General features: G+C 38.3%; 24 protein-coding genes. 15 read left to right on the top strand and 9 right to left on the bottom strand.

Annotated elements, in window-relative coordinates; genetic code table 11:
• Positions 1–21 precede the first annotated feature (21 nt).
• The 4 genes from tpx to B045_RS0103015 all read left to right on the top strand — a co-directional run bounded on the left by tpx (position 22) and on the right by B045_RS0103015 (position 3,607).
• Entirely contained in the window at positions 22–522 is a 501-nt protein-coding gene (gene tpx, locus B045_RS0103030) for a thiol peroxidase (protein WP_018462798.1), read from the top strand.
• Positions 523–689: 167 nt separating this feature from the next.
• A complete protein-coding gene (locus tag B045_RS0103025) occupies positions 690–908 on the top strand; it encodes a DUF4492 domain-containing protein (RefSeq protein ID WP_018462797.1) in 219 nt (72 codons plus the stop codon).
• A 38-nt stretch (positions 909–946) separates the two neighbouring features.
• A complete protein-coding gene (locus tag B045_RS0103020) occupies positions 947–2,449 on the top strand; it encodes a cytochrome ubiquinol oxidase subunit I (protein WP_044067575.1) in 1,503 nt (500 codons plus the stop codon).
• Positions 2,450–2,464: 15 nt separating this feature from the next.
• Entirely contained in the window at positions 2,465–3,607 is a 1,143-nt protein-coding gene (locus tag B045_RS0103015) for a cytochrome d ubiquinol oxidase subunit II (protein ID WP_025883770.1), read from the top strand.
• Between the two features lie 164 nt (positions 3,608–3,771).
• On the opposite strand, the gene B045_RS0103010 is transcribed toward B045_RS0103015, so the two are convergent.
• A complete protein-coding gene (locus tag B045_RS0103010; protein ID WP_018462794.1) occupies positions 3,772–4,350 on the bottom strand; it encodes a manganese efflux pump MntP in 579 nt (192 codons plus the stop codon).
• 15 nt (positions 4,351–4,365) lie between these two features.
• Complete coding sequence (locus B045_RS0103005; protein WP_081618585.1) at positions 4,366–5,322, bottom strand: esterase-like activity of phytase family protein; 957 nt, start codon at positions 5,320–5,322, stop codon at positions 4,366–4,368.
• 327 nt (positions 5,323–5,649) lie between these two features.
• Here B045_RS0103005 and B045_RS0103000 point away from each other — a divergent pair, with 327 nt between their 5' ends.
• From B045_RS0103000 to rodA, 8 genes are all read left to right on the top strand, one after another.
• Positions 5,650–6,522 (top strand): sigma-70 family RNA polymerase sigma factor, encoded by an 873-nt coding sequence (locus tag B045_RS0103000; RefSeq protein ID WP_018462792.1) that lies wholly within the window; start codon positions 5,650–5,652, stop codon positions 6,520–6,522.
• Between the two features lie 139 nt (positions 6,523–6,661).
• The gene (locus B045_RS0102995) at positions 6,662–8,017 is read left to right on the top strand and encodes an NAD(P)-dependent oxidoreductase (RefSeq protein WP_018462791.1); all 1,356 of its coding nucleotides are present in this window, start codon (positions 6,662–6,664) and stop codon (positions 8,015–8,017) included.
• An 82-nt stretch (positions 8,018–8,099) separates the two neighbouring features.
• Positions 8,100–8,693 carry an IMP cyclohydrolase gene (locus B045_RS0102990; protein ID WP_018462790.1) on the top strand — a complete coding sequence of 198 codons (594 nt, stop codon included), beginning with the start codon at positions 8,100–8,102 and terminating at the stop codon, positions 8,691–8,693.
• A gap of 10 nt (positions 8,694–8,703) precedes the next feature.
• Positions 8,704–9,726 carry a rod shape-determining protein gene (locus tag B045_RS0102985; RefSeq protein WP_025883773.1) on the top strand — a complete coding sequence of 341 codons (1,023 nt, stop codon included), beginning with the start codon at positions 8,704–8,706 and terminating at the stop codon, positions 9,724–9,726.
• A 74-nt stretch (positions 9,727–9,800) separates the two neighbouring features.
• Complete coding sequence (gene mreC, locus B045_RS0102980) at positions 9,801–10,667, top strand: rod shape-determining protein MreC (RefSeq protein WP_018462788.1); 867 nt, start codon at positions 9,801–9,803, stop codon at positions 10,665–10,667.
• A 15-nt stretch (positions 10,668–10,682) separates the two neighbouring features.
• Positions 10,683–11,183, top strand: coding sequence for a rod shape-determining protein MreD (mreD, locus tag B045_RS0102975; RefSeq protein WP_026234315.1), 501 nt, complete (start codon positions 10,683–10,685; stop codon positions 11,181–11,183).
• Between the two features lie 53 nt (positions 11,184–11,236).
• Positions 11,237–13,087: a penicillin-binding protein 2 gene (gene mrdA, locus B045_RS0102970; protein ID WP_018462786.1), complete on the top strand. Its 1,851-nt coding sequence runs from the start codon at positions 11,237–11,239 to the stop codon at positions 13,085–13,087.
• On the top strand, positions 13,068–14,540 hold the full coding sequence (rodA, locus tag B045_RS0102965; RefSeq protein WP_018462785.1) for a rod shape-determining protein RodA: 1,473 nt from the start codon (positions 13,068–13,070) through the stop codon (positions 14,538–14,540). The genes mrdA and rodA overlap by 20 nt, the downstream gene beginning before the upstream one ends.
• Here the strand turns inward: rodA and B045_RS0102960 are convergent.
• From B045_RS0102960 to B045_RS0102940, 5 genes are all read right to left on the bottom strand, one after another.
• Entirely contained in the window at positions 14,526–14,990 is a 465-nt protein-coding gene (locus tag B045_RS0102960) for a gliding motility lipoprotein GldH (RefSeq protein WP_025883776.1), read from the bottom strand. The genes rodA and B045_RS0102960 overlap by 15 nt on opposite strands.
• 6 nt (positions 14,991–14,996) lie before the next feature.
• Positions 14,997–16,271 carry a PSP1 domain-containing protein gene (locus B045_RS0102955; protein ID WP_018462783.1) on the bottom strand — a complete coding sequence of 425 codons (1,275 nt, stop codon included), beginning with the start codon at positions 16,269–16,271 and terminating at the stop codon, positions 14,997–14,999.
• An 8-nt stretch (positions 16,272–16,279) separates the two neighbouring features.
• On the bottom strand, positions 16,280–17,431 hold the full coding sequence (locus B045_RS0102950) for a DNA polymerase III subunit (RefSeq protein WP_018462782.1): 1,152 nt from the start codon (positions 17,429–17,431) through the stop codon (positions 16,280–16,282).
• A 4-nt stretch (positions 17,432–17,435) separates the two neighbouring features.
• The gene (locus B045_RS0102945) at positions 17,436–18,392 is read right to left on the bottom strand and encodes a methylenetetrahydrofolate reductase (protein WP_018462781.1); all 957 of its coding nucleotides are present in this window, start codon (positions 18,390–18,392) and stop codon (positions 17,436–17,438) included.
• A gap of 285 nt (positions 18,393–18,677) precedes the next feature.
• Entirely contained in the window at positions 18,678–19,499 is an 822-nt protein-coding gene (locus B045_RS0102940) for an energy transducer TonB (RefSeq protein ID WP_018462780.1), read from the bottom strand.
• A gap of 199 nt (positions 19,500–19,698) precedes the next feature.
• On the opposite strand from B045_RS0102940, the gene B045_RS0102935 reads away from it, so the two are divergent.
• From B045_RS0102935 to B045_RS0102925, 3 genes are all read left to right on the top strand, one after another.
• On the top strand, positions 19,699–20,211 hold the full coding sequence (locus tag B045_RS0102935) for an HD domain-containing protein (RefSeq protein ID WP_018462779.1): 513 nt from the start codon (positions 19,699–19,701) through the stop codon (positions 20,209–20,211).
• Between the two features lie 156 nt (positions 20,212–20,367).
• Positions 20,368–21,219 carry an OmpA/MotB family protein gene (locus tag B045_RS0102930; protein WP_025883779.1) on the top strand — a complete coding sequence of 284 codons (852 nt, stop codon included), beginning with the start codon at positions 20,368–20,370 and terminating at the stop codon, positions 21,217–21,219.
• A 210-nt stretch (positions 21,220–21,429) separates the two neighbouring features.
• Entirely contained in the window at positions 21,430–22,644 is a 1,215-nt protein-coding gene (locus B045_RS0102925; RefSeq protein WP_018462777.1) for an NADP-dependent isocitrate dehydrogenase, read from the top strand.
• A gap of 126 nt (positions 22,645–22,770) precedes the next feature.
• Here the strand turns inward: B045_RS0102925 and B045_RS0102920 are convergent, their stop codons facing one another.
• Positions 22,771–25,098 (bottom strand): glycoside hydrolase family 3 N-terminal domain-containing protein, encoded by a 2,328-nt coding sequence (locus B045_RS0102920; RefSeq protein WP_025883781.1) that lies wholly within the window; start codon positions 25,096–25,098, stop codon positions 22,771–22,773.
• 15 nt (positions 25,099–25,113) lie between these two features.
• The gene (locus B045_RS0102915) at positions 25,114–26,361 is read right to left on the bottom strand and encodes a hypothetical protein (protein WP_025883783.1); all 1,248 of its coding nucleotides are present in this window, start codon (positions 26,359–26,361) and stop codon (positions 25,114–25,116) included.
• Positions 26,362–26,392 lie beyond the last annotated feature (31 nt).

The raw sequence follows: 26,392 nt of genomic DNA, 5'->3' as shown, positions 1-26,392 counted from the left end.
ATTTAAATTAAAAATACAATTATGGCAAAAGTAAATTTTCAAGGAAGCCCAGTAGAATTAACTGGTGAACTTCCAAAAGTAGGAGAAAAAGCACCAAAGTTTGGTGGAGTAAAAGCAGATTTAAGTGTTGCTCATATCGGTGATTTCATTGGTAAAAAAGTTGTGCTCAACTTTTTCCCTAGTCTTGATACACCTGTTTGCGCTAACTCAGTAAGACGTTTCAATAAAGAGGCATCTTCATTACCTAACACAGTTGTGTTGTGCGTTAGTAAGGACTTACCATTTGCACAGTCTCGTTTCTGTACAACAGAAGGTTTGGAGAATGTCGTATCACTTTCTGCATTCCGCTGCAACTGTCTGGAAGATAATTATGGTCTAGGCATTACTGAAGGTCCTTTGAAAGGTCTTTTGGCTCGTGCAGTTGTGATTGTTAACGAAGAAGGTAATATCACTTACGAAGAATTGGTTGATGAAATAACAAACGAACCTAACTATGAAGCTGCCTTGGCTGCTTTAAAATAAAATTAGTTAGTTCTTAAATGAACACGAGAGAGGTTGATCATTATTCTTTAATGTTTTTCCTCTCTCGTGTTGTTTATGAACCTTTATTTTCTGCTTTGCAACATAATATGATATATTTTTCAGTTATAGAATTGGAAAAGTGGAAAAAAAATATTTAATTTGCATCTATGAAAGTTATACACATCTTGACTTCAGTTTGGCGATTCTATCGCGACGGCTTCCGTAACATGACGTGGGGCCGTACCCTATGGCTCGTGATAATGATCAAATTGTTTATCATATTCGTTGTATTACGACTGTTCTTCTTTCATCCTGCACTTAGTGGCATGAGTGATAAGGAAAAACAAAATAAAGTGGGAGAGAACCTCATAGAAAAGATAAAATAGAAGTAAACCTAAAGAAAAACTTATAAAAGATAATCTATATGTTAGACACTTCACTAATAGACTGGTCGAGAGCACAATTTGCTTTAACGGCATGCTATCATTGGCTATTTGTTCCACTGACGCTTGGTTTAGCGGTTATTATGGGAACAATGGAAACTCTTTATGTTATTAAAAAAGATGATTTCTGGAAACGTGCCGCACGATTCTGGATGAAACTTTTTGGTATAAACTTCGCTATCGGCGTGGCAACGGGAATAATTCTGGAGTTCGAGTTCGGAACTAACTGGAGTAACTATTCATGGTTTGTCGGCGATATCTTTGGTGCGCCATTGGCTATAGAGGGTATTTTAGCTTTCTTTATGGAGGCGACGTTTATAGCGGTGATGTTTTTTGGTTGGAATAAAGTCAGCAAAAGTTTTCATCTTACGTCTACTTGGCTCACTGGTATAGGTGCTACGTTGTCGGCTTGGTGGATATTGGTTGCCAATGCTTGGATGCAGCATCCTGTGGGAATGGCATTTAATCCAGTGACAGTGCGCAATGAAATGACTGATTTTTCGGCTGTCGCTTTTTCTGCTGCACCGGCAATGAAGTTCCTTCACACCGTAAGCAGCGGTTGGTTGACAGGTTGTGTCTTTGTGATTGGAGTGAGCTGTTGGTTTCTGTTGAAAAGGCGCGAACAACCTATGGCAAAAGCAAGTATAAAGGTGGCTGCGATAATCGGGCTATTTTCAGCCCTGTTCATTATGTTTACGGGCGATCAATCAGGACTACAGATGGCGAAAAACCAACCTATGAAACTGGCTAGTGCTGAGGGACTGATGGATGGCGGAAAGAATATGCCTTTCTCTGTTGTGCCAGGTATAAAAATTCCCGGTATGCTTTCTGTTCTTGCTACACATGATATAAACGGTTATGTGCCAGGTATCAACGATTTGATTAATGGATATACTGATCCAATAACAGGCGAGAAACATTTGTCGGCAGATCAAAAAATGGTTAAAGGAAGGTTAGCCTTGAATGCTTTCAGAGATTTCAAGAAATATGAAAAGACAGATCAGGCGAAAAAAGATTCAGCTCAGTTGGTACTGAACAAAAACATGAAGTATTTTGGTTATGGATATATAAAAGATAAGCACGAATTGATGCCTAAGTCTAAAATAGTATTAGTTTATTGGGCTTTCCGTTTCATGGTTGGTATAGGTGTATTCCTTTCACTGGTCATGGTATTGATGTTATGGTTTGGTCGCAAAGACAAATTGGAAAATAATCGCTGGTTGCTATATACTGCACTTTATTCAATACCTTTGGTGTGGATAGCAGGGCAGTGTGGTTGGATTCTGACGGAAGTTGGTCGCCAGCCTTGGGCAATTCAGGATCTGCTACCATTGTCAGCTGCTGTTTCTGGTGTAGAAAGCAGTTCGGTAGTCATTACATTCTTCCTATTTTTGTTACTGTTTACAGCTTTGCTTGTTGCGGAATTGACAATCTTATTGAAAGCTATTCGCAAGGGACCAGAGCCTATTGTTGAATCAAAATAAAAACGTTGCCTTATGATAACTTATGAATTCCTGCAACAATATTGGTGGTTAGTAATTTCGCTATTGGCGGGATTGCTCGTGTTTTTGATGTTCGTACAAGGTGCAAACTCTCTAATCTTCGCTGTCGGAAGGACTGAAGAGGAGAAAAAGCTGATCGTAAATTCCACAGGTCGTAAATGGGAATTTACTTTTACCACCTTGGTAACATTCGGTGGTGCTTTCTTTGCATCATTCCCATTATTTTATAGTACAAGTTTTGGCGGTGCTTATTGGGTGTGGATGTTAATCTTGGTCAGTTTCGTATTACAGGCTGTGTCCTATGAATTTCAATCCAAACCAGGCAACATTTTCGGATCGAAAGTATATCGTCGTTTCCTCGTTTTCAATGGTATATTCGGACCGTTCCTGATTGGTGTGGCTGTAGCTACATTCTTTGAAGGATCAAACTTCATCGTAAACAAGGCTTCAATGGGACTGCTTGACAATAACACAATTAGCCATTGGGCGAATGCTTCCCACGGACTTGACGCATTGCTTGATCCTTGGAATTTGATATTTGGATTTGCGGTGATGTTCCTTGCTCGTATGGAAGGTTCATTATATATGATCAATAATATCAACGACAAAGAAATAAATAGTAAGTTGCGTTTGCAACTCTTACGCGACACAGTTCCTTTCTTGATATTATTCCTTGCATTTTTGGCGCATATATTAGTTAAAGACGGTTATGGTGTTAATGCTGCCGGAGTGGTGAGTATGGTGCCATATAAGTATGCCCTGAACTTGTTGCACATGCCAGTGGTAGCTGTTATATTCCTTGTCGGAGTGCTATTGGTGCTATACGGTACGATTCGCAGTATTATATCAAAGAAGTATATACGTGGTATCTGGTCTGTTGGAATAGGAACCACGTTGACCGTGATTGCTTTATTCCTGCTTGCAGGTTACAATAATACTGCTTATTATCCTTCAAATACAGATTTGCAAAGTTCGCTTTATCTAGGAAATAGTTGTTCTAGTTATTTCACTTTGCAGGTGATGTCTGTGGTATCACTACTAGTACCTTTCGTGTTGGCATACATTATTTATGCGTGGCGTGCGATCGATAAAAGATCTTTGACAAAAGATGAACTGAAAGAAGACGAACAGCTATACTAGTATTGAAACTAGACAGTTGCATAGATCTTTTGATTAAATGTTATAGGTTCTTATTCACTTTTGGTGATGTCAATTTGGTTTATAAAAAGTTCTCACATAAATGTTGTGGAGAAGCAATAAAATGACATTGCAAAAAGTGACTAAGAACCGTTTTTTTTATGAGGTTACAATCCATAAAGATGTGAAAGTAGAACCTTTATACCTATAAAAATAAGGATAAAACCTCCCAATAGTTCTGGTTTTAATTTCTTTGCGATAGGTTTACCAAATCTTACCCCCAGTAATACGCCTATAATAGACATTACAAATGAGACGAAGCCTATTATCAACAGCGGACATATCAGCATTCTAAGATTTGAGAAACCTGTACAGGCGAAAGATATGCCAACAGCCAGAGCGTCAATACTTGTGGCAATGGCGAGAACAACCTGAGTTTTAAGTTTGCGTGGCTTAATTTTCTTTTCTTCTTCTGGGAGAAAAGATTCTCTTATCATTCTGCCACCTAGAAAAGTAAGTAAGCCAAATGCTATCCAATGGTCTACATTCTCAATATATGATGTAAATGTACTCACTCCAAACCAACCTATTAATGGCATAGCAGCCTGAAAGAAACCAAATAGAAAAGCCATTCTTATCATCATTTTTCCTATGTGTTTCTTCACGATGATGCCACTTGCTATAGATACAGCGAAACAATCCATGGCTAGTGCCAATGCTAAAAACCAGATATCAAGTTGATTCATATATTATTATATTTTTTATTGCAATATTATTGTCCTGAAATAATCTTTTAGTACACCCTTGTAGCGATTTTGACTGTCGGCGCAAAGTATGATAACTTGTCGACCGTCTGATAACTTAGGTCCTAGACACATACCTTCGTAATTAGCAAAGTTGAAACTTGTCAGCTGTAATGATGTGCGCCAAGAGCATACAAGATGTTTGGTTGGGTTGCCTGGAACGATACGGTAGATGCGGTTTATTACCCAACTACCCAACTTCATAGAAGTAATATACAGTTCACGCTCAAGAACAAGTAAGGTAGAGTCGTTGAGTGAAAGTAGTTCAGAAACACCATAGGCATGTCGGTCTTGTGGAGTGTCGGCAGGCTTTAAAGGTTGCTCTATAAAATATGGAAATTCCTTTTCTTCAGTCAGATTAGTATTCAACTGTTTTAGTCGTAACATTCGGCAACTATCACCAATAAGCGGCGACTCATTGATGGTAAATATTTTGTCACGAGTCTTATCATATGTAATACTTTCGATGCTTCTATTTGGAATATAATATTTTTTATAATCAGTAATCTCTGCAGTGCGAACTATACTTTTTGATTTAACATCATATTCTATTATATTAGATGTTCCTTCGTTGCCAATGTATATATGATGTGTCTCAGGATTGAAAGTTATCGCTTCCTGATCAAGATTGTTGCCATTTAGATTGATAAAATCCTTGTTGGTTATGTTGGTTATTTCGCCGTCATCATTAATTTCAATATGGAAAATATAATACCCTTCATGGTTGCCTTTGTCAGAAACGACAGCATAATCGTCATTACCAATATTGGCAATGCCACTGTAGTTGCCAGGGGGTATGGCTGAAAAATAATGTTGCGGCATAAGCCTTACCGAATGATAATCTTTCCAAATATTCTGTCCCAAAATGGAAAGACTCAGTAATGCTATTATACCGAATAGAATATTTCTTTTCATATTCAATCAATAGTTGTCTTCTTTTATTGTCTTTACGGAAGAAACGATGCAAAGTTAATAAAAAATCCCGATATCAACAGATTGTATTTATGATAATATTAAAATTAATGCTTTTATGCAATATAAAATTATGTATGGCGTTATTATATTGATTTTCAATTTATATACTACAAACAAAAACTTCCAATGAGGTTAATTATGATTAAATCTTATATATAAGATGTTGTAATATCGAATAAAATTATTACCTTTGCAAGCCTTTTAGTGGGGTAAGAATACGGATATTGCTGATAATCAGGAAGTTAAGAAAAAGAAATAGGTAAAAGGATGAGACAACTTAAAATTCAGAAGAGTATTACAAACCGTTCAAGCGAAGCCTTGGATAAGTATCTCGTTGAGATTGGACGTGCGCCACTTATCTCTATTGATGAGGAGATAGATCTTGCACAGAAAATCAGAAAGGGCGGTACTGAAGGAGCCCGCGCTAAAGAGAAACTTGTTACTGCCAACTTGCGATTTGTTGTTTCTGTTGCAAAACAGTATCAACATCAAGGACTTTCACTTACCGACCTTATTGATGAAGGTAATATTGGTCTTGTGAAGGCCGCCGAGAAGTTTGATGAAACTCGTGGATTTAAATTTATCTCTTATGCCGTTTGGTGGATTCGTCAAAGCATACTTCAGGCTATTGCAGAGCAGAGCCGTATTGTTCGCTTACCATTGAATCAGGTTGGTTCACTAAACAAAATCAATCGTGAAATCAATAAGTTTGAACAGGAATTCCAGCGTAAGCCATCACTTTCAGAACTTTCTACTGTAACAAAAATTGAGGAAGAAAAGATAGACCAGAGCCTTATGGCTGATAGTCATCATGTAAGTATAGATGCACCTTTCCAAGATGGCGAGGATAATAGTATGGTTGATATAATGGCTGGTGGCGATGATAGCCGCACAGACCGTCAGGTTGATCATGAATCTATGGCACTTGAACTTGAATCTGTATTGAAGAAGGTTCTTAAAGAACGTGAGATAACTATTATACGTGAATGTTTTGGAATTGCATGCCACGAAAAAGGACTTGAGGAAATAGGAGATCAGTTAGGGCTCACTCGTGAACGTGTAAGGCAGATTCGTGAGAAGAGCATTGCTAAGTTGCGTGATAGTGGTTACGCAAAGATCTTGATGAAATATCTAGGATAAAATATAATTACTATATGAAGGGTAAGAGAAGCGTAGTCTTCTCTTATTTTTTTTGAGGCTAATCATAAATAGAGCGTTGTCGGAAAAACAGAGAATAAAACAAACTGATATATAAAAACAAACTAATTAAGACACAATTATGATTAAAGAGGATACAAATTCATTTCATGTAGTCGATGAAGGCTTTACAATGAAAGAAGCAATAAACGAGGCTAAGAAATGTTTAAACTGTAAGACCCCACTATGTAGAAAAGGGTGTCCGATAGGAAACAATATCCCTGATTTTATTCATGCTTTAAGTATGGGCAATATGGGGGATGCCATGAGCATCATTAATGAAAAAAGTAATCTTCCAGCTATCTGTGGTCGTGTATGTCCGCATGAAAAACAATGTCAGGGGCATTGCGTTTTAAACAAGAAAGGTGAACCTATACAAATAGGTAAACTAGAACAGTTTATCGCAGACTTTGATACAAATATGAATCTTATTCGTAGAAAACTGCCACAGAAAGATCGTGGAAAAATAGCTATTATTGGTTCTGGACCTGCCGGTCTAACCGTGGCTGGAGATTTGGCAAGACAAGGTTTTAACGTAACAATTTTTGAAGGACAGAGTGAACCCGGCGGTGTGTTGATGTATGGAATACCAGAATACCGTTTGCCGAAGAAAGTGGTACGTGCTGAGATTTCAAAGATAGAGGCATTGGGAGTATATTTTGAATGTAATACTCTTGTCGGCGAGAACGGAGTTAACGTAGATAGTTTGTTTAGACTTGGTTATGATGCGATATTCATGGGAACAGGAACAGCCGTTCCACAGAATATGGACAGTACGCCAGGTGCAAAACTTCATGGAGTGAGCCAAAGTACTTATTTTCTTCATAATGTGAGCAGTTTCAATGAAGGCGCAATCGGTAGGAATATGGTACCTTTAAAAGATGGCGAAAAAGTAGGCGTTATTGGTTGTGGAAATGTTGCTATGGACGCAGCTCGTACTGCGATAAGACTCGGAGCTGACGTTACAGTGCTATATCGTCGTACTCAAGAAGAAATGCCGGCTATAAATTCTGAATATGAAGACGCTTTGAAGGAAGGCGTGAAGTTTGAATGGGAAACAAGCGTAGAAGAATTTATTGAAGGTAAGAATGGTCGTCTTGCCGAATGCAGATTAAAGACTCCACAAGGAGAGCGAATAGAAAAATTTGACCGAATATATCTTGCTATTGGAAGTCGACCTGCAAATAGAATAGTTAGTACGACTGCTGGGATAGAGGTTGATGAAAAAGGATATGTGAAAGTGGTTGATCGACCTTGCGGAATGACTACTCGCAGAGGCGTGTTTGCTGGTGGTGATGTTGTGCACCGTCCGCAGACGGTTGTGCTAGCAATGAAAGCCGCAAAGAACGTAGCTCAGGGCATAGCGCAGTATGTGGATGCCATGAAATTGCTTCAAGTTGCTAAAAAAGTTGAAGAAGATCACAACGCAGACAAATAAAACACAATTTTTTATCAATTTCGTGTTGTCTATCAGTAGTTTTTAGTAACTTTGCGGTCTAATATATTAATATATTCAAATAATGGCTGAAATAAAGACAATTAAGACCGCGTTGATCTCGGTCTTCCACAAGGATGGTTTAGATAAATTGCTAGCTAAACTTAATGAAGAAGGTGTTAGATTTCTGTCCACAGGCGGTACTCAGAAGTTCATCGAGTCACTGGGTTACGAATGTCAGACAGTAGAGAGTGTAACTACTTATCCGTCAATACTCGGAGGTCGTGTCAAGACATTGCACCCTAAAGTGTTTGGTGGTATTCTTGCACGTCGTGAGAATGAAGGTGACATTGCTCAGATGAAGGAATATGATATCCCTTCTATTGACCTTGTTGTTGTTGATCTTTATCCTTTTGAGCAGACTGTAGCAAGTGGTGCTTCAGAAGCAGACATTATTGAAAAAATTGATATAGGTGGAATTTCTTTGATTCGTGCAGGAGCAAAGAATTTCAAGGATGTTGTAATCATTCCTAGTAAGGCAGAATACTCTGTGTTGCTTGATATTCTTAACAAGAAGGGTGCGAATACTGATATTGAAGATCGCAAGATGTTTGCAGAGCGTGCTTTTGGAGTGAGCAGTCATTATGATACAGCAATCCATAACTGGTTTGTTAAATAATAAAATAAATATGGGATTTTTTTCTTTTATTCAGGAAATAGCAATGGACCTCGGTACAGCTAATACTATCATCATCAGTGATGATAAGATAGTTGTAGATGAACCATCTGTTGTTGCCCTAGACCGTCGCACGGACAAGATGATTGCCGTAGGTGCAAAGGCAAAAATGATGTATGAGAAGACTCACGATAACATACGTACAATACGCCCTTTGCGTGATGGTGTTATCGCTGACTTTACAGCTTGTGAACTGATGATGCGTGGACTTATTAAAATGGTTCATTCAGGCAGTCGCTTGTGGTCTCCTTCTCTTAGAATGGTTATTGGTGTACCTTCTGGTTCAACAGAAGTAGAGTTGCGTGCCGTACGTGATAGTGCAGAGCATGCTGATGGACGTGACGTCTATTTGATTTTCGAACCGATGGCAGCCGCTATCGGCATCGGTATCGACGTTGAGGCTCCAGAGGGTAACATGATTGTTGATATCGGTGGTGGTAGTACTGAAATTGCAGTAATATCTCTTGGTGGTATCGTTAGCAATAACTCTATTCGCACAGCCGGTGATGATCTTACATCTGATATTCAGGAATATATGAGCCGTCAGCATAATGTAAAGGTAAGTGAGCGTATGGCTGAACGTATTAAGATTCATGTAGGTTCTGCTCTTACAGATCTTGGCGCAGAGGCTCCTGAGGACTTCGTTGTACATGGTCCTAACCGTATAACAGCACTTCCAATGGAAGTTCCTGTTTGCTATCAGGAAGTAGCTCATTGTCTTGATAAGACTATTGCAAAGATAGAAAATGCTGTTCTTTCAGCACTTGAAAATACACCTCCTGAGCTTTATGCCGATATCGTAAAGAATGGCATCTATCTTAGTGGTGGTGGTGCTTTGTTGCGTGGCTTGGACAAGCGACTCACAGACAAAATTAATATTCCATTCCACATTGCTGAAGATCCTTTGCACAGTGTAGCAAAGGGTGCAGGCATTGCACTAAAGAATGTAAATAACTTCTCATTCCTAATGAGATAATATATAGATGTAAGGTGTTGATAGGCTTGTATTCTCAAGTTGTCAACACCTAACATTTAATTCCAAATTCAGATATGCGTAACCTTCTTGATTTTCTGGCAAAATATAATCACTGGTTTATATTTATTCTGTTAGAGGTGATAAGTTTTGTTCTTCTCTTTCAGTTTAACAGTTATCAGGGCAGTGTGTGGTTTTCTTCAGCCAATGCTGTTACGGGAAAGGTGTATGAGACAGAATCTGAAATCGGTTCGTATTTTAAGTTGTCAAAGGTCAACGAAGAACTTACTCAACGTAACTTGTATCTTGAACAGCGACTTAAAGAACTTCATCAGCAGATCGGTGATTCCATTAGTGATTCAATCATGGAAAATAGCCGAATCCTGAAAAGTTTGCAGCCTTTCAGACTTATTCCTGCAAAGGTGATAACTAATTCTGTTGACAAGCATGACAATTTAATGACGATCAATAAAGGTGAGGCTGATGGCGTGAAAAAAGATATGGGAGTTGTTTCAGGAAATGGTATCGTAGGTATAGTATATCTTACTTCCGCACATTATTCTGTTGTTATTCCGGTACTTAATTCTCAGTCAAATATTAGCTGTATCATTCAAGGACGTGGCTATTTCGGTTATCTTCACTGGACAGGTGGTGATGCTTCACAAGCTTATATAGATGATGTGCCGCGCCATGCTCATTTCAAATTGTATGATTATGTCGTAACAAGTGGATACTCTTCTGTATTCCCAGCAGGAATATTGGTAGGAAGAATAAGACACGTGTATAATTCTGCTGATCAAATGTCGTATAGACTAAAGATAAAACTCTCGACAGATTTTGGAAAATTGCGTGACGTATGTGTTTTAGACAACCATGTTATGGCTGAGCGCCTTCAGGTATTACGTGCTGCGCAGGATTCGATTAAGACGATAGAAGAAAAATAACAGAGTAGGAAAGTTATGAATATTCAGTTGCTTAGAGGTATTTTTGCCTTTGCCATATTATTATTGGTGCAGGCGATGGTGTTGAATCATATACATTTGTTCAATTGTGCCACACCTTTGCTTTATGTATATATGGTATTGCTATTTCCACGCAATTATCCGCGCTGGGCAGAACTACTGTTATGCTTTATAATGGGATTTTTTGTGGATGTATTTTCAGATACCCCAGGTGTTTCTATGGCATCAATGACTTTTCTAGGACTCTTACAACCAACTGTATTGAAAATGTTTATGCAACGTGATAGTGCTGATGACTTGGCACCGTCCATACACAGCATGGGATCATACAAGTTTGGATATTATGCCATAATAATGGTACTGATATATTGTGCCTCATTTTTCACTCTTGAGACATTTAATTTCTTCAATTGGCTGCAATGGTTAGAATGTGTTGCCGGAAGCACAGTATTGTCAGCCATATTGATATTAGCGATAGAAAATTTCCGTTCAAAATGACTTTGTCATTTATGACGTTTTATGGAACTTCCATTTAATTAAATTACTGTACGGTGAAGGATTTTAATCTTGAAAACAGACGTTTTGTCATTGGCGGAGTGGGTATAGCTATTGTGCTCATTTATACTATTCGTTTGTTCACTCTGCAATTGCTGAGTGATGACTACAAGAAAAATGCCGACAGTAATGCATTTCTAAAGAAAATAGAATACCCTTCGCGTGGTAGTGTGTATGACCGCAATGGTAAACTGATGGTTTACAACCAACCAGCTTATGATATTATGGTTGTGATGAATGAAGCTCGTGGGCATTTAGATACTCTTGAGTTTTGTTCTGCTTTGGGAATGACCAAGGCTGAGTTTATAAAGCGTATGAGCGATATAAAGGACCGTAATAAGAATCCTGGTTATAGTCGCTTTACACAGCAGCTTTTTAAAAGTCTACTTTCTGATAAAGAATTCAGCGTTTTCCGTGAAAAGATGTTCCGTTTTCCTGGATTCTATGTGCAAAAACGTAGTATCAGACAGTATGAATATCCTTATGCAGCTCATGTTTTAGGTGATGTAGGTGAGGTTTCTAATGCTGATATAGAAGAAGATGATTACTATCAGCCTGGTGATTATATTGGTAAACTAGGTGTTGAAAAGGCTTATGAGAAACAATTACGTGGCGAGAAAGGAGTTCAGATTCTTCTTCGTGATGCTCATGGTCGAATTCAGGGTAGTTATCAAGACGGAAAGTTTGATAAAAGGCCAGTGGCAGGTAAGGATCTGACATTGAGCATTGATGTCAAGTTACAGGCTCTTGCCGAAAGAATGTTACAGGGAAAGATAGGTAGTGTTGTTGCGATAGAACCTTCAACAGGTGAAGTGCTAGCACTTGTCTCATCTCCAACTTATGATCCTAGGACACTTGTTGGAAGAATGAGAAGTAAGACACATCGTGCATTGTCACGAAATGTGTGGAAGCCTCTTCTGAACCGTGCTATTATGGGACAGTATCCTCCTGGTTCTACATTCAAAACAACGCAGGCACTTACATATCTAACAGAAGGTATCATTACACCGTCAACAATGTTCCCATGTAATCATGGATTTTCTTATCATGGATTGCATGTTGGATGTCACAGTCATCCGTCACCTTTAAATCTTATAGATGCAATAAGTACATCTTGTAACGGATATTTCTGTTGGGGACTTTACTACATGATGAGCAATCGTATCAAATACAAGAATGTGGAGGATGCCATGAATGTATGGAGAGACTATATGGTGAGCATGGGATTCGGTTACAAACTGGGTATAGACTTACCTGGAGAAAAGCGAGGACTTATACCTAATTCGTCTTTTTATGATAAGGCTTATCATGGTTCATGGAATGGGCTTACCGTTATTAGTATAGCAATAGGCCAGGGTGAAGTAAACCTTACACCGTTGCAGATAGCCAATCTGGGAGCCACGATTGCTAACCGTGGTTATTATTATGTACCTCATGTAGTGAGGAAAGTACAATATGAACCTCTCGATACAACTTACATGCGTCGTCATCGCACAATGGCAAGTGAAAGAGCATATAGGGCTGTAATAGCAGGTATGAGATCATCAGCCCTAAAAGGATCTAGTAAAGCTTTGGGACATCTTCCGTTTACAGTCTGCGGAAAGACAGGAACGGCACAGAATAGAGGACAGGACCACTCTGTCTTTATGGGTTTCGCGCCAATGAACAAGCCCAAAATAGCTATTGCAGTATATGTAGAGAATGGTGGATTCGGAGCTGATTTTGCAGTTCCTATAGCAGGAGTTCTGTTTGAACAATATATAAATGGTAAACTATCACCGTCGGCTATGAAACAGGCGGATGAATTACAGAAACGTAGAATAGCTTATGGCTCGCGTAACAGATAAACAACCTAGTGTACTTCGTTCACTTGACTGGTGGACAATAGGCATATATATCGCATTGTTAATCTTTGGATGGATTAGCGTGTGCGGTGCTAGCTATACATATGGAGATACTGATATTTTCAGTCTTTCCACAAGATCTGGTATGCAGATAGTATGGATAGGAACATCGCTGTTCCTTGGACTGGTTATATTGTTGCTTGATGATAAGTTTTATGATACGTTCTCCTATGTCATATATGGTATATTCTTAGTATTGCTGTTTCTGACTATATTTAATCCGCATGAGATAAAAGGCTCACGATCATGGCTTGTATTAGGCCCGTTGCGTTTGCAACCAGCTGAGTTTGCTAAGTTTGCTACGGCTTTAGCCATATCCAAGCTCATGGGGTCTTATGGTTTTAATATTCATCGTTGGAAAGATTTTACTGCGGCAAGTGCCGTTGTTGTTTTGCCGTTGTTGTTTATTGTAGCCCAGAAGGAGACCGGTTCAGCATTGGTTTATTTATCATTCTTCCTTATGTTCTATCGTGAGGGAATGCCGGGAAGCGTTTTGTTTACTGGTTTGGCGATGGTTATATATTTCGTGCTTGGAATAAAATACGAAAATGTAATGCTGTTTGATACCCAGACGTCGGTTGGTAAGTTTATTGTCCTGCTACTTGTGCAGATATTTTCAGCAGTGCTTATCAATGTGTATTGCAAGGACAAGAAGAAGATGCTGATAGTGCTATATTCATGTCTAGGAGTTACTTTGATATGTTTCTTATTCTCTGTATACGTAATTCCTTCATTTGATATTGTATGGGTGCAACTTATAATTTGTTTGGTGCTTATTGGATATCTTTTTTATAATTGGTTGCGTACCCACTTATCAAGTTACTTCTTTATATTGGCGTTTACGATTGGTTCAATCGTGTTTTTCTATTCAGCTGACTATGTACTCAATAATGTTATGGAACCACATCAGCGTGTACGTATCAATGTGCTGTTGGGACTTGACGAAGATATAAGTGGTGCAGGATATAACGTGCATCAAAGTGAGATTGCAATAGGTTCTGGTGGATTGCAAGGAAAGGGATTCCTTAATGGAACTCAGACTAAATTAAAATTTGTTCCAGAACAGGATACAGACTTTATATTCTGTACGGTAGGTGAGGAGGAAGGATTTCTTGGTTCAGCTGGAGTGCTATGCCTGTTCCTTGCTTTGGTATTAAGGTTAATGTATCTTGCAGAAAGACAACCATTTGCATTTGGGCGAATATATGGTTATTGCGTGTTGGGCATATTCCTGTTCCACCTATTTATAAATGTAGGTATGGTGTTAGGATTGACTCCGGTAATCGGAATTCCGTTACCATTCTTCAGTTATGGAGGTTCCTCCTTGTGGGGATTCACGTTGCTACTGTTTATCTTCCTGCGAATAGATGCAGGAAGAAATCTAGTGCGCACTTAGTGAGTATCCTATATCGCTGATACCAGGAAGTATCTCGCGCTTCATGTTGTGTCTTATGCTCACAACCAAACTGTCACCCTTGTTAAGGCTAACTTTGTCTATGTCGAAATTGTATTGGTAGTAACTTACCCCTAGTCCTTTACTATTACCATTCTTGTCGATAAGCTGACAGTTTATGGTGTCACTTTTTGTGAGGTGTGACGGATATACTGTCTGATCAACAATAAGTGTGAGTCCCATAAATGGATAAGAGCCATTGATTCTTAAGCCTAGATTAGCAGCAAATACACCACCAACATTCATTTTAGGTATCTCAAATTTCAAAGTATCATTCTTTTCCCATCCAGAAACAGGTGTATGCTGATATTTGTCATACACCTTATTTCCAGTACAGGATGTCATAACGGTCATTGTCGTTATAATCAATATCGTAAAGATATTCTTTCTCATCTTATATTATCCTTCTTCACCGTTGTTCTCAACCTTAGGCGGATAGTTTCTTCTTCTGTTGTTATTGCGCTGAGGACGACTGTTCTTGTCGTAGTTGTTGTTGTCTGCATTGCTATCTTCAACATTGCCATTTTCAGCATTGTCTACTTGAGGTCTAATGTTGTTATTAGGAACATTACGGTTCTTATTTTTGTTTTTCTTCTTTCGTTTCGAACTGTCAAAACGATTGATGTCATCTTCAAGTAGGTCTTTATGTTTTTTCGGTGCTTTTGCCCTATCGTTTTCAAGAAGTGATAATGGCTTTTCACCGTGTCTGTTCATGTCAATAATCTCATGCGCACGCTGTGCAGAAATAGTCTCCATATTAGCTGCCATGTTCTTGTCGGTAGAGTAGGTGATGAGTCCAGAAAGCATATCACTCTTGAACAAGTGATAATCGTTGTCCATTGTTTGTAGTATGATTTCTCTACTAGGAATCTTCTTTCCTGCTTCAACATATCCGTCAACCTCATAGTTAAGGCAACATTTCAGTTTTGCGCACATTCCTGCAAGTTTCTGTGGATTCAATGATATATCTTGAAAACGTGCAGCATTTGTACTAACGCTCACAAAGTTTTTCATCCATGTGGCACAGCATAGTTCACGTCCGCAAGGACCTGTACCACCGATTCGTCCAGCTTCTTGTCTGGCACCAATCTGCTTCATCTCAATTCTAACATGGAAAGCAGCAGCTAAATCCTTAATAAGTTGTCTGAAGTCTACTCTCTCGTCAGCGATATAATAAAATATTGCTTTGTTTCCGTCACCTTGATATTCTACGTCACCAATCTTCATTTGCAGATTAAGATTCTTTGCAATCTGGCGACTTTGGATCATCGTGTCGTGTTCACGCGATTTTGCTTCTTCATATTTCTCAATATCAACAGGTTTTGCAATTCGGTAAATACGCTTTATATCATCGGCTGATTTCAGGTTAGCCTTCTTTATTTGTAGCTTAACAAGTCTTCCAGTAAGAGTTACGATACCGATATCGTGTCCTGGAGTTGATTCTACAGCAACGATGTCGCCTTTCTTCAACTCCAATCCGTTAACGTTATGATAATATCCCTTACGAGTGTTCTTAAATTGAACCTCAACTAGGTCTGTGCTCTCAGCGTTACCAGGAACGTCAGCCAACCAGTCACAAGTGTTGAGTTGTCTGTCCTGTCTGCCGTAAGCTCGGCAGCAGAGTCCATGGTCACAACCCTTAGAGACCTTGAATTTCATATTTTTATAATCCATACGAATTGTTATTTTCTAATTAATAAAACAATCATTTGCAGAGCCAAATCGAAAAATACTATTTTTCCGTTGGCATTCTGCCCTATATCTTTTCTTGCCTTTTGCAATAGTTCTGAAATCTCTATCACATTGGCTTCGTTAATGAATCTTGCAAATTTGCTAGAGAAGTTCTCCTCCTCTTGAGTCATATAGCACAACTCGGCTTGTTTAAAGTTATACATGAAGTTTTCTCTAACCATTCTAGAGAAATAGTTTAGCATGCGACGTTGCTTTTCTCTTCCATAGTTTGAAGATACAATCTCACTCCATTTCTTTAGTTCCTTAATGTCGCGTTGATATGAAAGTCGCATAAACATTATGAACATGTCGAGGAATTGACGATTTTCGTTTCCGGCATCAAGATTTTCTAATGCGCGCATCCAGTTGCCGTTAGCTATACGTGCAATTCTGTGTGCAATGTCTTGGTCTAGTCCACGTCGTTCAGTCAAAGCTCTTTCTATGGCATCGTCATCAATCTTCTTTATGTCGATTCTTTGTGTACGGCTTTTTATAGTGTCAAGCAGCAGCTCTGGTTCTTCACAAACCATTAAGAATACAGTCTTGTGTGGCGGTTCTTCCAATAGTTTCAATAACTTGTTTGCACATTCGGCATTCATCCTTTCCGGAAGCCATATAATGCTGACCTTATATCCGCCCTGACTTGATTTCAAACTCATCTTTCGAGTAAGTTCGTCGCTTTCTCCTGCACCAATAATAGCTTGCTGGTTGGCTGCATCCATTTTAGAGAGCCAGTTATCCATCAAGAAATATTGACTTTCAGAAATCATCTCATGCCATTCTCTGGTAAAGTCGTCACTAATCATTTTGTGATCGGCTGACATTCCTGCTGGCTTTATAACAGGATAAGTGAAGTGAAGGTCGGGATGTTCCCAATTTTTCAGCATGGCTTCGGCGTTCTTTATTGACATCGGATCACTCAATAATGAATTATCTCCGTCACGCTCACCTAAAAGATATGACGCGAAAGCCATTGCAAGAGCCATTTTACCGCATCCCAAAGGACCGCATAGCATCATAGTACTCGGTACTCGTTGTTCTTCAACAAGTTGTCTGAGTCTGCCTATTGCCTCTTCCTGACCTATAACATCACTGAACTTCATCTGTCTATAATATTTCCTTAGCTATTTCCTTTACGCTGTCTACTGCCGAAACTGTGTAGAAATGGATAGTTTCAAATCCTGCGGCATAGAGTTCTTTGCATTGTTGTATGCCCCATTCTACACCTAATTTCTTTGCGTCATCATCAGTCTTGCATTTTATTACTTCCTCAGCCAGAGCTTCAGGTAAGTCGCATCTGAATGTTCGTGGTACGACTGTTAGTTGTGAAAGTTTTGCCAAAGGTTTTATTCCAGGTATGATAGGAATGGTGACGCCCATTTCTCTAGCCCGTTTTACGAAATCAAAAAACTTATTATTGTCATAAAACAGTTGTGTTACAGCATACTGCGCACCAAGATCCTGTTTCATTTTCAGGTATTTTATGTCCATTTCCAAATTAGGAGCTTCTTCATGTCGTTCTGGATAAGCGGCTACACCAAAAGTGAATTTCTCACCAGGATGCTTGATAGGAGTCCCATCATTGAAGAAACCATCGTTGAAATTGTTAACCTGTTCAATAAGTTCTGTTGTATGTGTATACCCACCTTTTGTAGGGGTAAATATTCTGTCATCTTTTGCCTTGTCACCACGAAGCAGTAATAGGTCTTCTATACCAAGAAATTGTAGATCAAGTAGTTCGTATTCAATGTCTTCAGCACTTGCTCCACTGCAAATTATGTGTGGAATCACTGGTATGCTGTATTTATTTCTTATAGCAGCAGCTATAGCGATTGTTCCCGGACGCCTACGCACCCTGTTGCGTTCAAACTGTCCATTAGGAAGTTCCTTGTAGACATATTCGCTATGATGAGTGGTAATATTTATATAAAGCGGGTCGAATACTTTCAGTTTGTCAATTGTAGCAAACAGATTTTCCGTGCCGTTTCCTTTTAATGGAGGCAGCACTTCAAATGATAATTTTCGTTTACCCTTATTCTGGTTTATTATTTCTATTACTTTCATGTTTGTCGGGCACGGGTACAATTTGTTGCAAAGTTAATAAAAAACTATATAAAAAACGAAGAAAATAATAAAAATGACGTTAACAGTCTTGCAAACAAGTTGGTTCAACTTTTTCAAATATATCACTTCATTTATGGTCAATCATAAAAATAAATGATGTAATTATATAATGAAACTAAAATAAAAAGAGAACCTTTGTCAATTAAGGGGGGGGCTACATAAATGTTTCTGGTAGACCTTTTTACTGAATAAATAGTAATTGCTTTTATTTAATAAATAAAAAACTTATGGAGTAGTAGTCAATCCTTTGAATACGACTGGAATTACATATTCTGTACGTACAGGGTGTCCCTTTTCTGTTCCAGGTTTCCATTTAGGCATTTTTTTCATAACGCGAAGTACTTCGTTGTCGCAATCAGGATCTAATGACTTTGTAATTTTTATATCAGAAATTGTTCCATTTTTGTTTATAATGAAACTTACGACAACCTTTCCGTCAATCTTCTTTTCTTCTGCAGATTTAGGATAATGAAGATTACGAGTAAGCCATTTCATATATTCTGTGGCACCTCCAGGAAATTCTGGCAGCTCTTCAATCACTCTAAATAATATCTTATCTGTGTTAGCATTAACACCATTGTGAGTCGTAGTCTTATTAGCAAAACCAGTTGTATCAGCCGGTATGTTTACTGAATTTGACACTGTGCCTTTTGCAGCGTCACCGTTATTAGCAAGTCCTGAAGATGTGACGTCTTTGTCCGCCATGATGACTGGAGCTGTAAATGCAGTGAGTTTGCCTTCTTTTTTTGATACCTTTTTATGCTCAACTTTAAGCAGCTTAGGCGCAGATAACTTATATTTATTTTGGGCAGGTTTCATTTCAGACAATACTTGATCGAGGTCCATGTCATATTTTTCCTTTGGAGTGAAGAGTATAGTCAGTAATATAAATAAAAAAGGCAACGCAACAATCGTCACTAATGCAATCATAACAATCGTATTGCGACGTGCCGAATTGATGCGCAACTTGTATGCACCATACTCTTTGTTTTTTCCTTCAAAGATAATATCACACCATTCTTTGGATGTCATGTCAATTTTTCTCATCCCAATATTTGCCTTGTTATGATATGGCTTTTGCCTATTGTGTCAATTGCCGGATTTCAATTAATATTATATATTTTTTTAAAATGCATGCGAATATAGTTATTTTTTCACATCAAAGAAAAAATATCGTTGTTTTTTCACTTATTTTATACGCTTTGACCTGGTTTGACTTATCTTTGTAGCCAAAATATCAAGTAAAATGGATATACAACACGCAAAACTTATCGTCGCTATGACGGAATATGACAAAGGTGACGCCATGAGAATTCAGCATTTCATGAAAGTGCATGATTATGCCGTCACGATAGGAACTTTAGAGGGAATAGGCGAAAACCTGATGTCAATTCTTGAGTCTGCAGCAATATTGCATGACATAGGAATACATATAAGTGAAGAAAAATATGGATCATCCAATGGTAAATACCAAGAGAAGGAAGGACCGGAAGAAGCTCGTAAACTTCTTTCTTCACTTGGAGGATATAGTAATCAACAAATAGATAGAATATGCTATCTTATAGCCCATCATCATACATATAACAATATTGATGGTCTTGATTATCAAATTCTTGTTGAAGCAGACTTCCTTGTAAATATATATGAAGACAATCTAACACCTCAGGCAATAGAGAATGTAAGGATGAAAATATTCCGTACAAAACCAGGACTAGACTTGTTGGATAATATATATAATGTAATCACAGAACAATCTTAAAGCTTATATTTTAAAGTGAAAAAGCAAGAATAAATAGTTTTGCTGTCTTAAAATAATCACTAATAATTTAAAATATTATAAACGGAGTAAACATTTTGTTGTTTTATGCGTCTTATAATTATATTTGCAACCATAATGAACTTAAAATTTATAGATATGAAGAAAAAAGTTTTGATGCTAACACTTATAGCTGGAACATTGCTAATAAGCAGTTGTGCAAGCAAAAAGGAGTTACTGAATTGCCAGACAGAAAACAAAGAACTGTCTTCAAACTATCAGGATTCAAAAGAGCAGCTTGCTGCAGCCAAGGCTCGTGTAGTTAGCCTTGAAGACCAACTTTCACAGCAGAAAAGAGACTATGCTTCTTTGCAGGGGTCTTTGGATAAGAGTTTAACAAATGCAAACTCAAACAATATCAACATCTCAAAGCTTGTTGATCAGATAAACGAAAGCAATCTCTACATTCGTCATTTGGTTGAGGTGAAGAGCAAGAGTGATTCTCTAAACTTGGTACTCACCAACAACCTGACACGTTCTTTAAGCAAGGACGAGATGAAGGAAGTTGATGTACAAGTTCTAAAGGGCGTTGTCTACATATCACTTGCTGACAATATGCTTTATAAGAGTGGAAGTTATGAAATTAATGACCGTGCTGCTGAGACATTGAGCAAAATTGCTAAAATCATCATGGACTATAAGGACTATGATGTACTGATTGAGGGTAACACCGATAACGTAGCAGTAAACCCTACGGCTCCGAGCATGAAGAATATTCGTAATAACTGGGACCTTTCTGCACTTCGTGCATCTAGTGTTGTTCAGTATTTGCAAGGTCATTATGGTGTAGATCCTAAACGTCTTACAGCTGGTGGACGCGGTGAATTTAATCCAATCGCTACAAATGATACTGAAATCGGAAAGCAGCGTAATCGCCGTACTCAGATTATCATCACTCCAAAGCTAGACCAGTTTATGGACTTGATAGACAAGGCACCTGAAGATAAATAAAGAATATTAAAAGGTAAAAAGGTTATATAAATGGCGTAGGGCTCAGTTACAATGAGTTCTGCGCCATTCTTTTTTAACCATATTGCATTTCTTTGAGACAGTATATTTTATGTAAAAGCTATCAATTAACAACAATTCGGTAGCTTTTTTCGTTAATATGAAATCTTTTTTCTAAATTTGCAAACACTATTGATAATTAAGCATAGCTATATGGAAAAGATTAAAATGGCCACACCACTCGTGGAGATGGACGGTGACGAGATGACACGTATTCTTTGGAAGATGATCAAGGATGAACTGATACTTCCTTTTGTAGACCTGAAGTCTGAATACTACGATCTTGGTCTGCCCAACCGTGATAAGACTAATGATAAAGTAACTATAGACTCTGCTAATGCGGCACGCAAATACGGCGTGGCTGTGAAATGTGCAACAATAACTCCAAATGCTCAACGAATGGATGAATATCATCTGCATAAGATGTGGAAAAGTCCTAACGGTACGATACGAAGCATTATGGACGGAACTGTATTCAGAGCTCCTATAACAATCCCATCAATTCGTCCAGTAGTGAAGAATTGGGAACAGCCAATAACTATTGCTCGTCATGCCTATGGTGACGTTTATAAGAGCGTGGAAATTCGTGCAGATGAGCCAGGAATTGCCAAACTTGTTTTTGAAGGTAAAAGCGGAAAAAAGCAAGAAGTAGAAATACATAACTTTGATGGTGCTGGAGTTATTCAGGGAATGCACAACACTGATAAGAGTATAACATCTTTTGCTCATAGTTGTTTTAAATTTGCAATAGACACAAAACAAGACTTGTGGTTTGCTACAAAGGATACTATTAGTAAAACTTATGATGCGCAGTTTCGACAGATCTTTGAAGAAGTGTATGAGAAAGATTATAAACAGGAGTTTGAAAAACTAGGAATTGAATATTTCTACACTCTTATTGATGATGCCGTTGCACGAGTAATACGTAGTAAAGGCGGATTTATATGGGCTTGTAAGAACTATGATGGTGACGTGATGAGCGACATGCTATCAACGGCGTTTGGTTCACTTGCAATGATGACATCTGTATTAGTTTCTCCTGATGGTAAATATGAATATGAGGCTGCTCACGGAACAGTTACAAGGCACTATTATAAATACCTGAAAGGTGAAGAGACAAGTACAAATCCTATGGCAACGATATTTGCTTGGAGCGGTGCGCTCAAAAAGAGAGGCGAACTAGATAATATCAAAGAATTGGTAGAGTTTGGTGACAAACTGGAACAGGCATGTCTTGACACGCTTAATTCAGGTATCGCTACAAAAGATTTAGTAAACCTTATGGAAGGTGTAAAGACAACGCAAGCTAACAGTGATGAGTTTATTGCTGCAATAAGAAAAAACTTGGAGAAAAGTCTTAGCAACTGATTTATAAAAGCTCTTTAACTTTAGAATTTATATAAGGAAGTCCGTTGTCGCATTTAATGCAACAACGGACTAATTTTCTATAAGCCAAATAACTTTAGATAAACTAAAATACTTAGCCAATAGTAACTATTTATTAGCCGAGTCCCATTTATACGTACTATCACATGTAATCTTTGTTGTTAGGTTATCAATCATCAGATTAAAATCTCCCTCTTCAAGAATCCATTTGCCGTCGTACCCCACAAATGCTAAATCGTTTGTAGGAAGCTGTATAGTTACTGTTTTGGTTTCTCCAGGTTGTAGCTCTACCTTCTCAAAGCCACGAAGTCTTCTCCCGTCAGGAGTCATTGATGCAATGAGGTCTGAACTATAAAGAAGAACACTTTCTTTTCCTAATTTGTTACCGATATTTTTCACGTCAACAGAAACCTCCAGTGTGTCATCTTTCAAAAAATGTATTTTATTGATTCGTAAGTTACTATATTTATATTCTGTATAACTTTTACCATAGCCAAATGGCCATTGTTGAGTAATCTTAGCATTATAATCATATGCACCTTCCATAGTCGAGACTTCCTGACTTTTCTTAAAATCATAATTTGCTAATGAATTTATTTCACTAGGGTATGTGTATGGAAGTTTTCCAGAGAAGTTGCTTTCTCCAGATAATAAACTAACTAGAGCGTCGGCTCCATAGTTTCCAGGAAGCAGCATGTCTACAACACCATCGGTCAATGACACTATATCTGAGATGATACGTGGGCGACCTTCGTTAAGAATAAGAAGTATTGGCTTACCAGTCTGGGAAAGCTTCTTTACAAGATTCCTTTGATTCACTGATAATGTAAGATCTGTGAGATTGCCAGGCGTTTCGGTATATGAATTTTCACCAATGCAAGCCACTATCACATCAGCAGATGATGCCGCTTTTACTACAGCATCAATGTCTGATACATTCTCTTCATAATATTTTCCTTGCTCGTTGTATGTTACACCTTGGCAAAGTTTTACATTACTTTTTCCATATTTATTGCAGAACGCCTCATATATCGTGTTATATTTTCCTGCGAACTTATCTGTCAAATTTCCTTGCCATGTATAACTCCATCCACCATCAAGACATCTCATTTGATTAGCATTAGGACCTGTCAACAGAATTTTCAGTCCTTCTTTCAGAGGAAGAATATGCTGTTCATTTTTCAAAAGTATGATACTCTCTTTAGCTCCTTCTAAACTAAGTTCAGCAAATTCCTTACCGCCAAATTTAGGATAATCAGAAAGCTTTTGAGTTGGATTATCAAAAAGTCCTAAACGATATTTCATGCGAAGTACACGTTTTACAGCATCGTCAATTCTATTCATAGAAATACTACCATCCAATACTAATTGTTTAATCAAATCACATGTGGTTGGATCGTATGGTTCCATTATCATATCAATACCGGCGTTTATGGCAATTCGCAATGCATCTTTCTTGTCTTTTGCAACCATTTCGCGAGTGTAAAGATTATTTATATCCGCCCAGTCTGTAACAAGTACACCATCCCAACCTGTTTGATCTTTCAACCATGTAGTAAGCAATTCATGATTGGCATGAACAGGCATTCCGTTAACAGATGCAGAATTAACCATTACTGAGAGTGCTCCATTATTAATTCCTGCAAGAAATGGCGCAAAGAATTTCTCGCGTAAGTCTGCCGGAGAAATGTATGCTGGTGTTCTATCCTTTCCAGTCCAAGGAACGCTATATCCAAGATAATGTTTAAGAGATACCGCAATATGTTGGTTATCTATATTATTGGGATTATTTCCTTGAAATCCTAAAACCATAGCCTTCGCCATTTCTGAATTAAGAAAACAGTCTTCTCCAAAGTTTTCCCATATTCTAGGCCAACGCGGATCACGTCCCAAATCGACAGTAGGACTGTAGCTCCATGGAATACTCACCGCACGTGTTTCATAGGCTGTAGCTTCAGCGCAACGACGTGCAAGATCTCTGTTAAATGTTGCTGCTACATTTATGTTTTGTGGAAAAAGAGTTCCATCTTGCGTATATGTAGAACCATGATTCTGGTCTAGACCGTAAATGCATGGTATGCCTATACGCTTAACTGATATTTTCTGAATGTCAGACAAATACTTTTCCCAAAGCTTAGCTGTTGGAGCTATCGTGTTTGGGGCATTCAGTATAGATCCTATCTTGTAGCGATTGAATATACTATCAGCCTTGGCTACGTTAATATGGAATACTCCGTTTTTGTCATTATTACCCAAAAGGTCGACAACTACTTCCATCATCTGTCCTACCTTTTCGTCGATAGTCATCTTGTAGAGTGTATTGTTGACTTTTTGTTCTAGTTTCACATCTTCTTTTATTACCGGTACGGCTGCTTGTATTTTACAAGCAGCCATTAAAATTACCGGTAGTATTGCTAATTTATTTTTAAATAACATATTTACTTTATATGTTTATTCTACAGTAACTCTGTCTACATAAAATCCATGACCAGCAATAGCCAACGCACCCTGATTGATGATAAGGTTGCGGTCGTCTTCGTTGAGTACAAATTCCCAAACACCATCAGCTGCGATTTCTCTCTTTGCACCAACAGACAATAATGTCCACGACGGAGTCATAAGTTGGATCTGATGATAAGAATCGCCCGACTTAAGAGAATAGTAAACTCTGACATGTGTACCGACATTTACATTATTGAACATAGAAGATACCGTGCTTTGGAAAATTTTGTTTGGATCTCCATCTGGAAGTTCCCATGAAACATAACTGTGACCTTCCCATAAAGTCTTTTCTGAGGTAACTGTGAGATTGCCAGTAGCAACAAAAGTATTGTTTACGTAGAACTTTACGTCATCACCAGCTTTTGTTTTTGCAGTCATTACATAATCTCCAGCTTCAAGGTCTGGACAGGTGAATGTTACAGATGTCGCAGTCTGTGCTACAAAATCAGTAATAGCCTTACCGTTTATAGTTATAGAAGCCACATTCTCCATATTGATACCGTTTATAGTGACAGGGGCCTTAACACCTGAACGTATAGCTGCGTCAACAACCATAGTCTGTTTGCTAATCGTTATCTTATTGGCACCATACATTTTACCGTCAGAAGTCACCATTGCCACACGATAGCTGCTATCGGCAAGAGATGTCGGGACCGTGTATTTTAATGAACTTCCGTCAGAAGAAGGTTGTGCGTCAACGGTAACACCACCAATTACAAGACTCTTGATGTCAGTAAGCTTTCCTCCGAAAAGGGTTGCACTTCCACCGGAAGCCACGATACGTTCTACACCAACGGTTGATGTATATGGGTCGGTGTCTAGTGGTTTTACATTTACCAATCCCTCACGGAATGTAGACTTGCCTTCAACGGTAGTTGCAATGACCTTAACGTCGTAAGTTCCAGCAAGAAGAGTTGTGTCTATAGCCATACCAGTATGGGATTCTTGTCCGTCAAAGTTCCATTTAACGGTAGTGAACTCTGCAGGTGTTACGGTAACAGTCATAGAGAAACTACCGTCACGATTGAATTCTGAAATTACCGGGAGTTCACCATTAACCCTGTTTGGAAATAAAGGATCCAGAATGTGTGGATTGTCACTTGATGTAGCTGTGGCATAAGGATCATCATCACTGCACGAAGTAATGGTAACCGCCATTGTGAGAACTGCCAACAACATAAAATATATCTTTTTCATATTATTCTAAATTTTAACACGTTGTTTAACT

This window comes from Segatella paludivivens DSM 17968 = JCM 13650 (genome assembly GCF_000373185.1).
Classification (GTDB): domain Bacteria; phylum Bacteroidota; class Bacteroidia; order Bacteroidales; family Bacteroidaceae; genus Prevotella; species Prevotella paludivivens.
This window is presented reverse-complemented; position numbering and strand designations above follow the sequence as displayed.

Excerpts from the sequence above, each read along its gene's own strand:
- tpx (WP_018462798.1), top strand. The coding sequence starts at position 22 with ATGGCAAAAGTAAATTTTCAAGGAAGCCCAGTAGAATTAACTGGTGAA.
- B045_RS0103025 (WP_018462797.1), top strand. The coding sequence starts at position 690 with ATGAAAGTTATACACATCTTGACTTCAGTTTGGCGATTCTATCGCGAC.
- B045_RS0103020 (WP_044067575.1), top strand. The coding sequence starts at position 947 with ATGTTAGACACTTCACTAATAGACTGGTCGAGAGCACAATTTGCTTTA.
- B045_RS0103010 (WP_018462794.1), bottom strand. The coding sequence starts at position 4,350 with ATGAATCAACTTGATATCTGGTTTTTAGCATTGGCACTAGCCATGGAT.
- B045_RS0103005 (WP_081618585.1), bottom strand. The coding sequence starts at position 5,322 with ATGAAAAGAAATATTCTATTCGGTATAATAGCATTACTGAGTCTTTCC.
- B045_RS0103000 (WP_018462792.1), top strand. The coding sequence starts at position 5,650 with ATGAGACAACTTAAAATTCAGAAGAGTATTACAAACCGTTCAAGCGAA.
- B045_RS0102995 (WP_018462791.1), top strand. The coding sequence starts at position 6,662 with ATGATTAAAGAGGATACAAATTCATTTCATGTAGTCGATGAAGGCTTT.
- B045_RS0102990 (WP_018462790.1), top strand. The coding sequence starts at position 8,100 with ATGGCTGAAATAAAGACAATTAAGACCGCGTTGATCTCGGTCTTCCAC.
- B045_RS0102985 (WP_025883773.1), top strand. The coding sequence starts at position 8,704 with ATGGGATTTTTTTCTTTTATTCAGGAAATAGCAATGGACCTCGGTACA.
- mreC (WP_018462788.1), top strand. The coding sequence starts at position 9,801 with ATGCGTAACCTTCTTGATTTTCTGGCAAAATATAATCACTGGTTTATA.
- mreD (WP_026234315.1), top strand. The coding sequence starts at position 10,683 with ATGAATATTCAGTTGCTTAGAGGTATTTTTGCCTTTGCCATATTATTA.
- rodA (WP_018462785.1), top strand. The coding sequence starts at position 13,068 with ATGGCTCGCGTAACAGATAAACAACCTAGTGTACTTCGTTCACTTGAC.
- B045_RS0102960 (WP_025883776.1), bottom strand. The coding sequence starts at position 14,990 with ATGAGAAAGAATATCTTTACGATATTGATTATAACGACAATGACCGTT.
- B045_RS0102955 (WP_018462783.1), bottom strand. The coding sequence starts at position 16,271 with ATGGATTATAAAAATATGAAATTCAAGGTCTCTAAGGGTTGTGACCAT.
- B045_RS0102950 (WP_018462782.1), bottom strand. The coding sequence starts at position 17,431 with ATGAAGTTCAGTGATGTTATAGGTCAGGAAGAGGCAATAGGCAGACTC.
- B045_RS0102945 (WP_018462781.1), bottom strand. The coding sequence starts at position 18,392 with ATGAAAGTAATAGAAATAATAAACCAGAATAAGGGTAAACGAAAATTA.
- B045_RS0102940 (WP_018462780.1), bottom strand. The coding sequence starts at position 19,499 with ATGAGAAAAATTGACATGACATCCAAAGAATGGTGTGATATTATCTTT.
- B045_RS0102935 (WP_018462779.1), top strand. The coding sequence starts at position 19,699 with ATGGATATACAACACGCAAAACTTATCGTCGCTATGACGGAATATGAC.
- B045_RS0102930 (WP_025883779.1), top strand. The coding sequence starts at position 20,368 with ATGAAGAAAAAAGTTTTGATGCTAACACTTATAGCTGGAACATTGCTA.
- B045_RS0102925 (WP_018462777.1), top strand. The coding sequence starts at position 21,430 with ATGGAAAAGATTAAAATGGCCACACCACTCGTGGAGATGGACGGTGAC.
- B045_RS0102920 (WP_025883781.1), bottom strand. The coding sequence starts at position 25,098 with ATGTTATTTAAAAATAAATTAGCAATACTACCGGTAATTTTAATGGCT.
- B045_RS0102915 (WP_025883783.1), bottom strand. The coding sequence starts at position 26,361 with ATGAAAAAGATATATTTTATGTTGTTGGCAGTTCTCACAATGGCGGTT.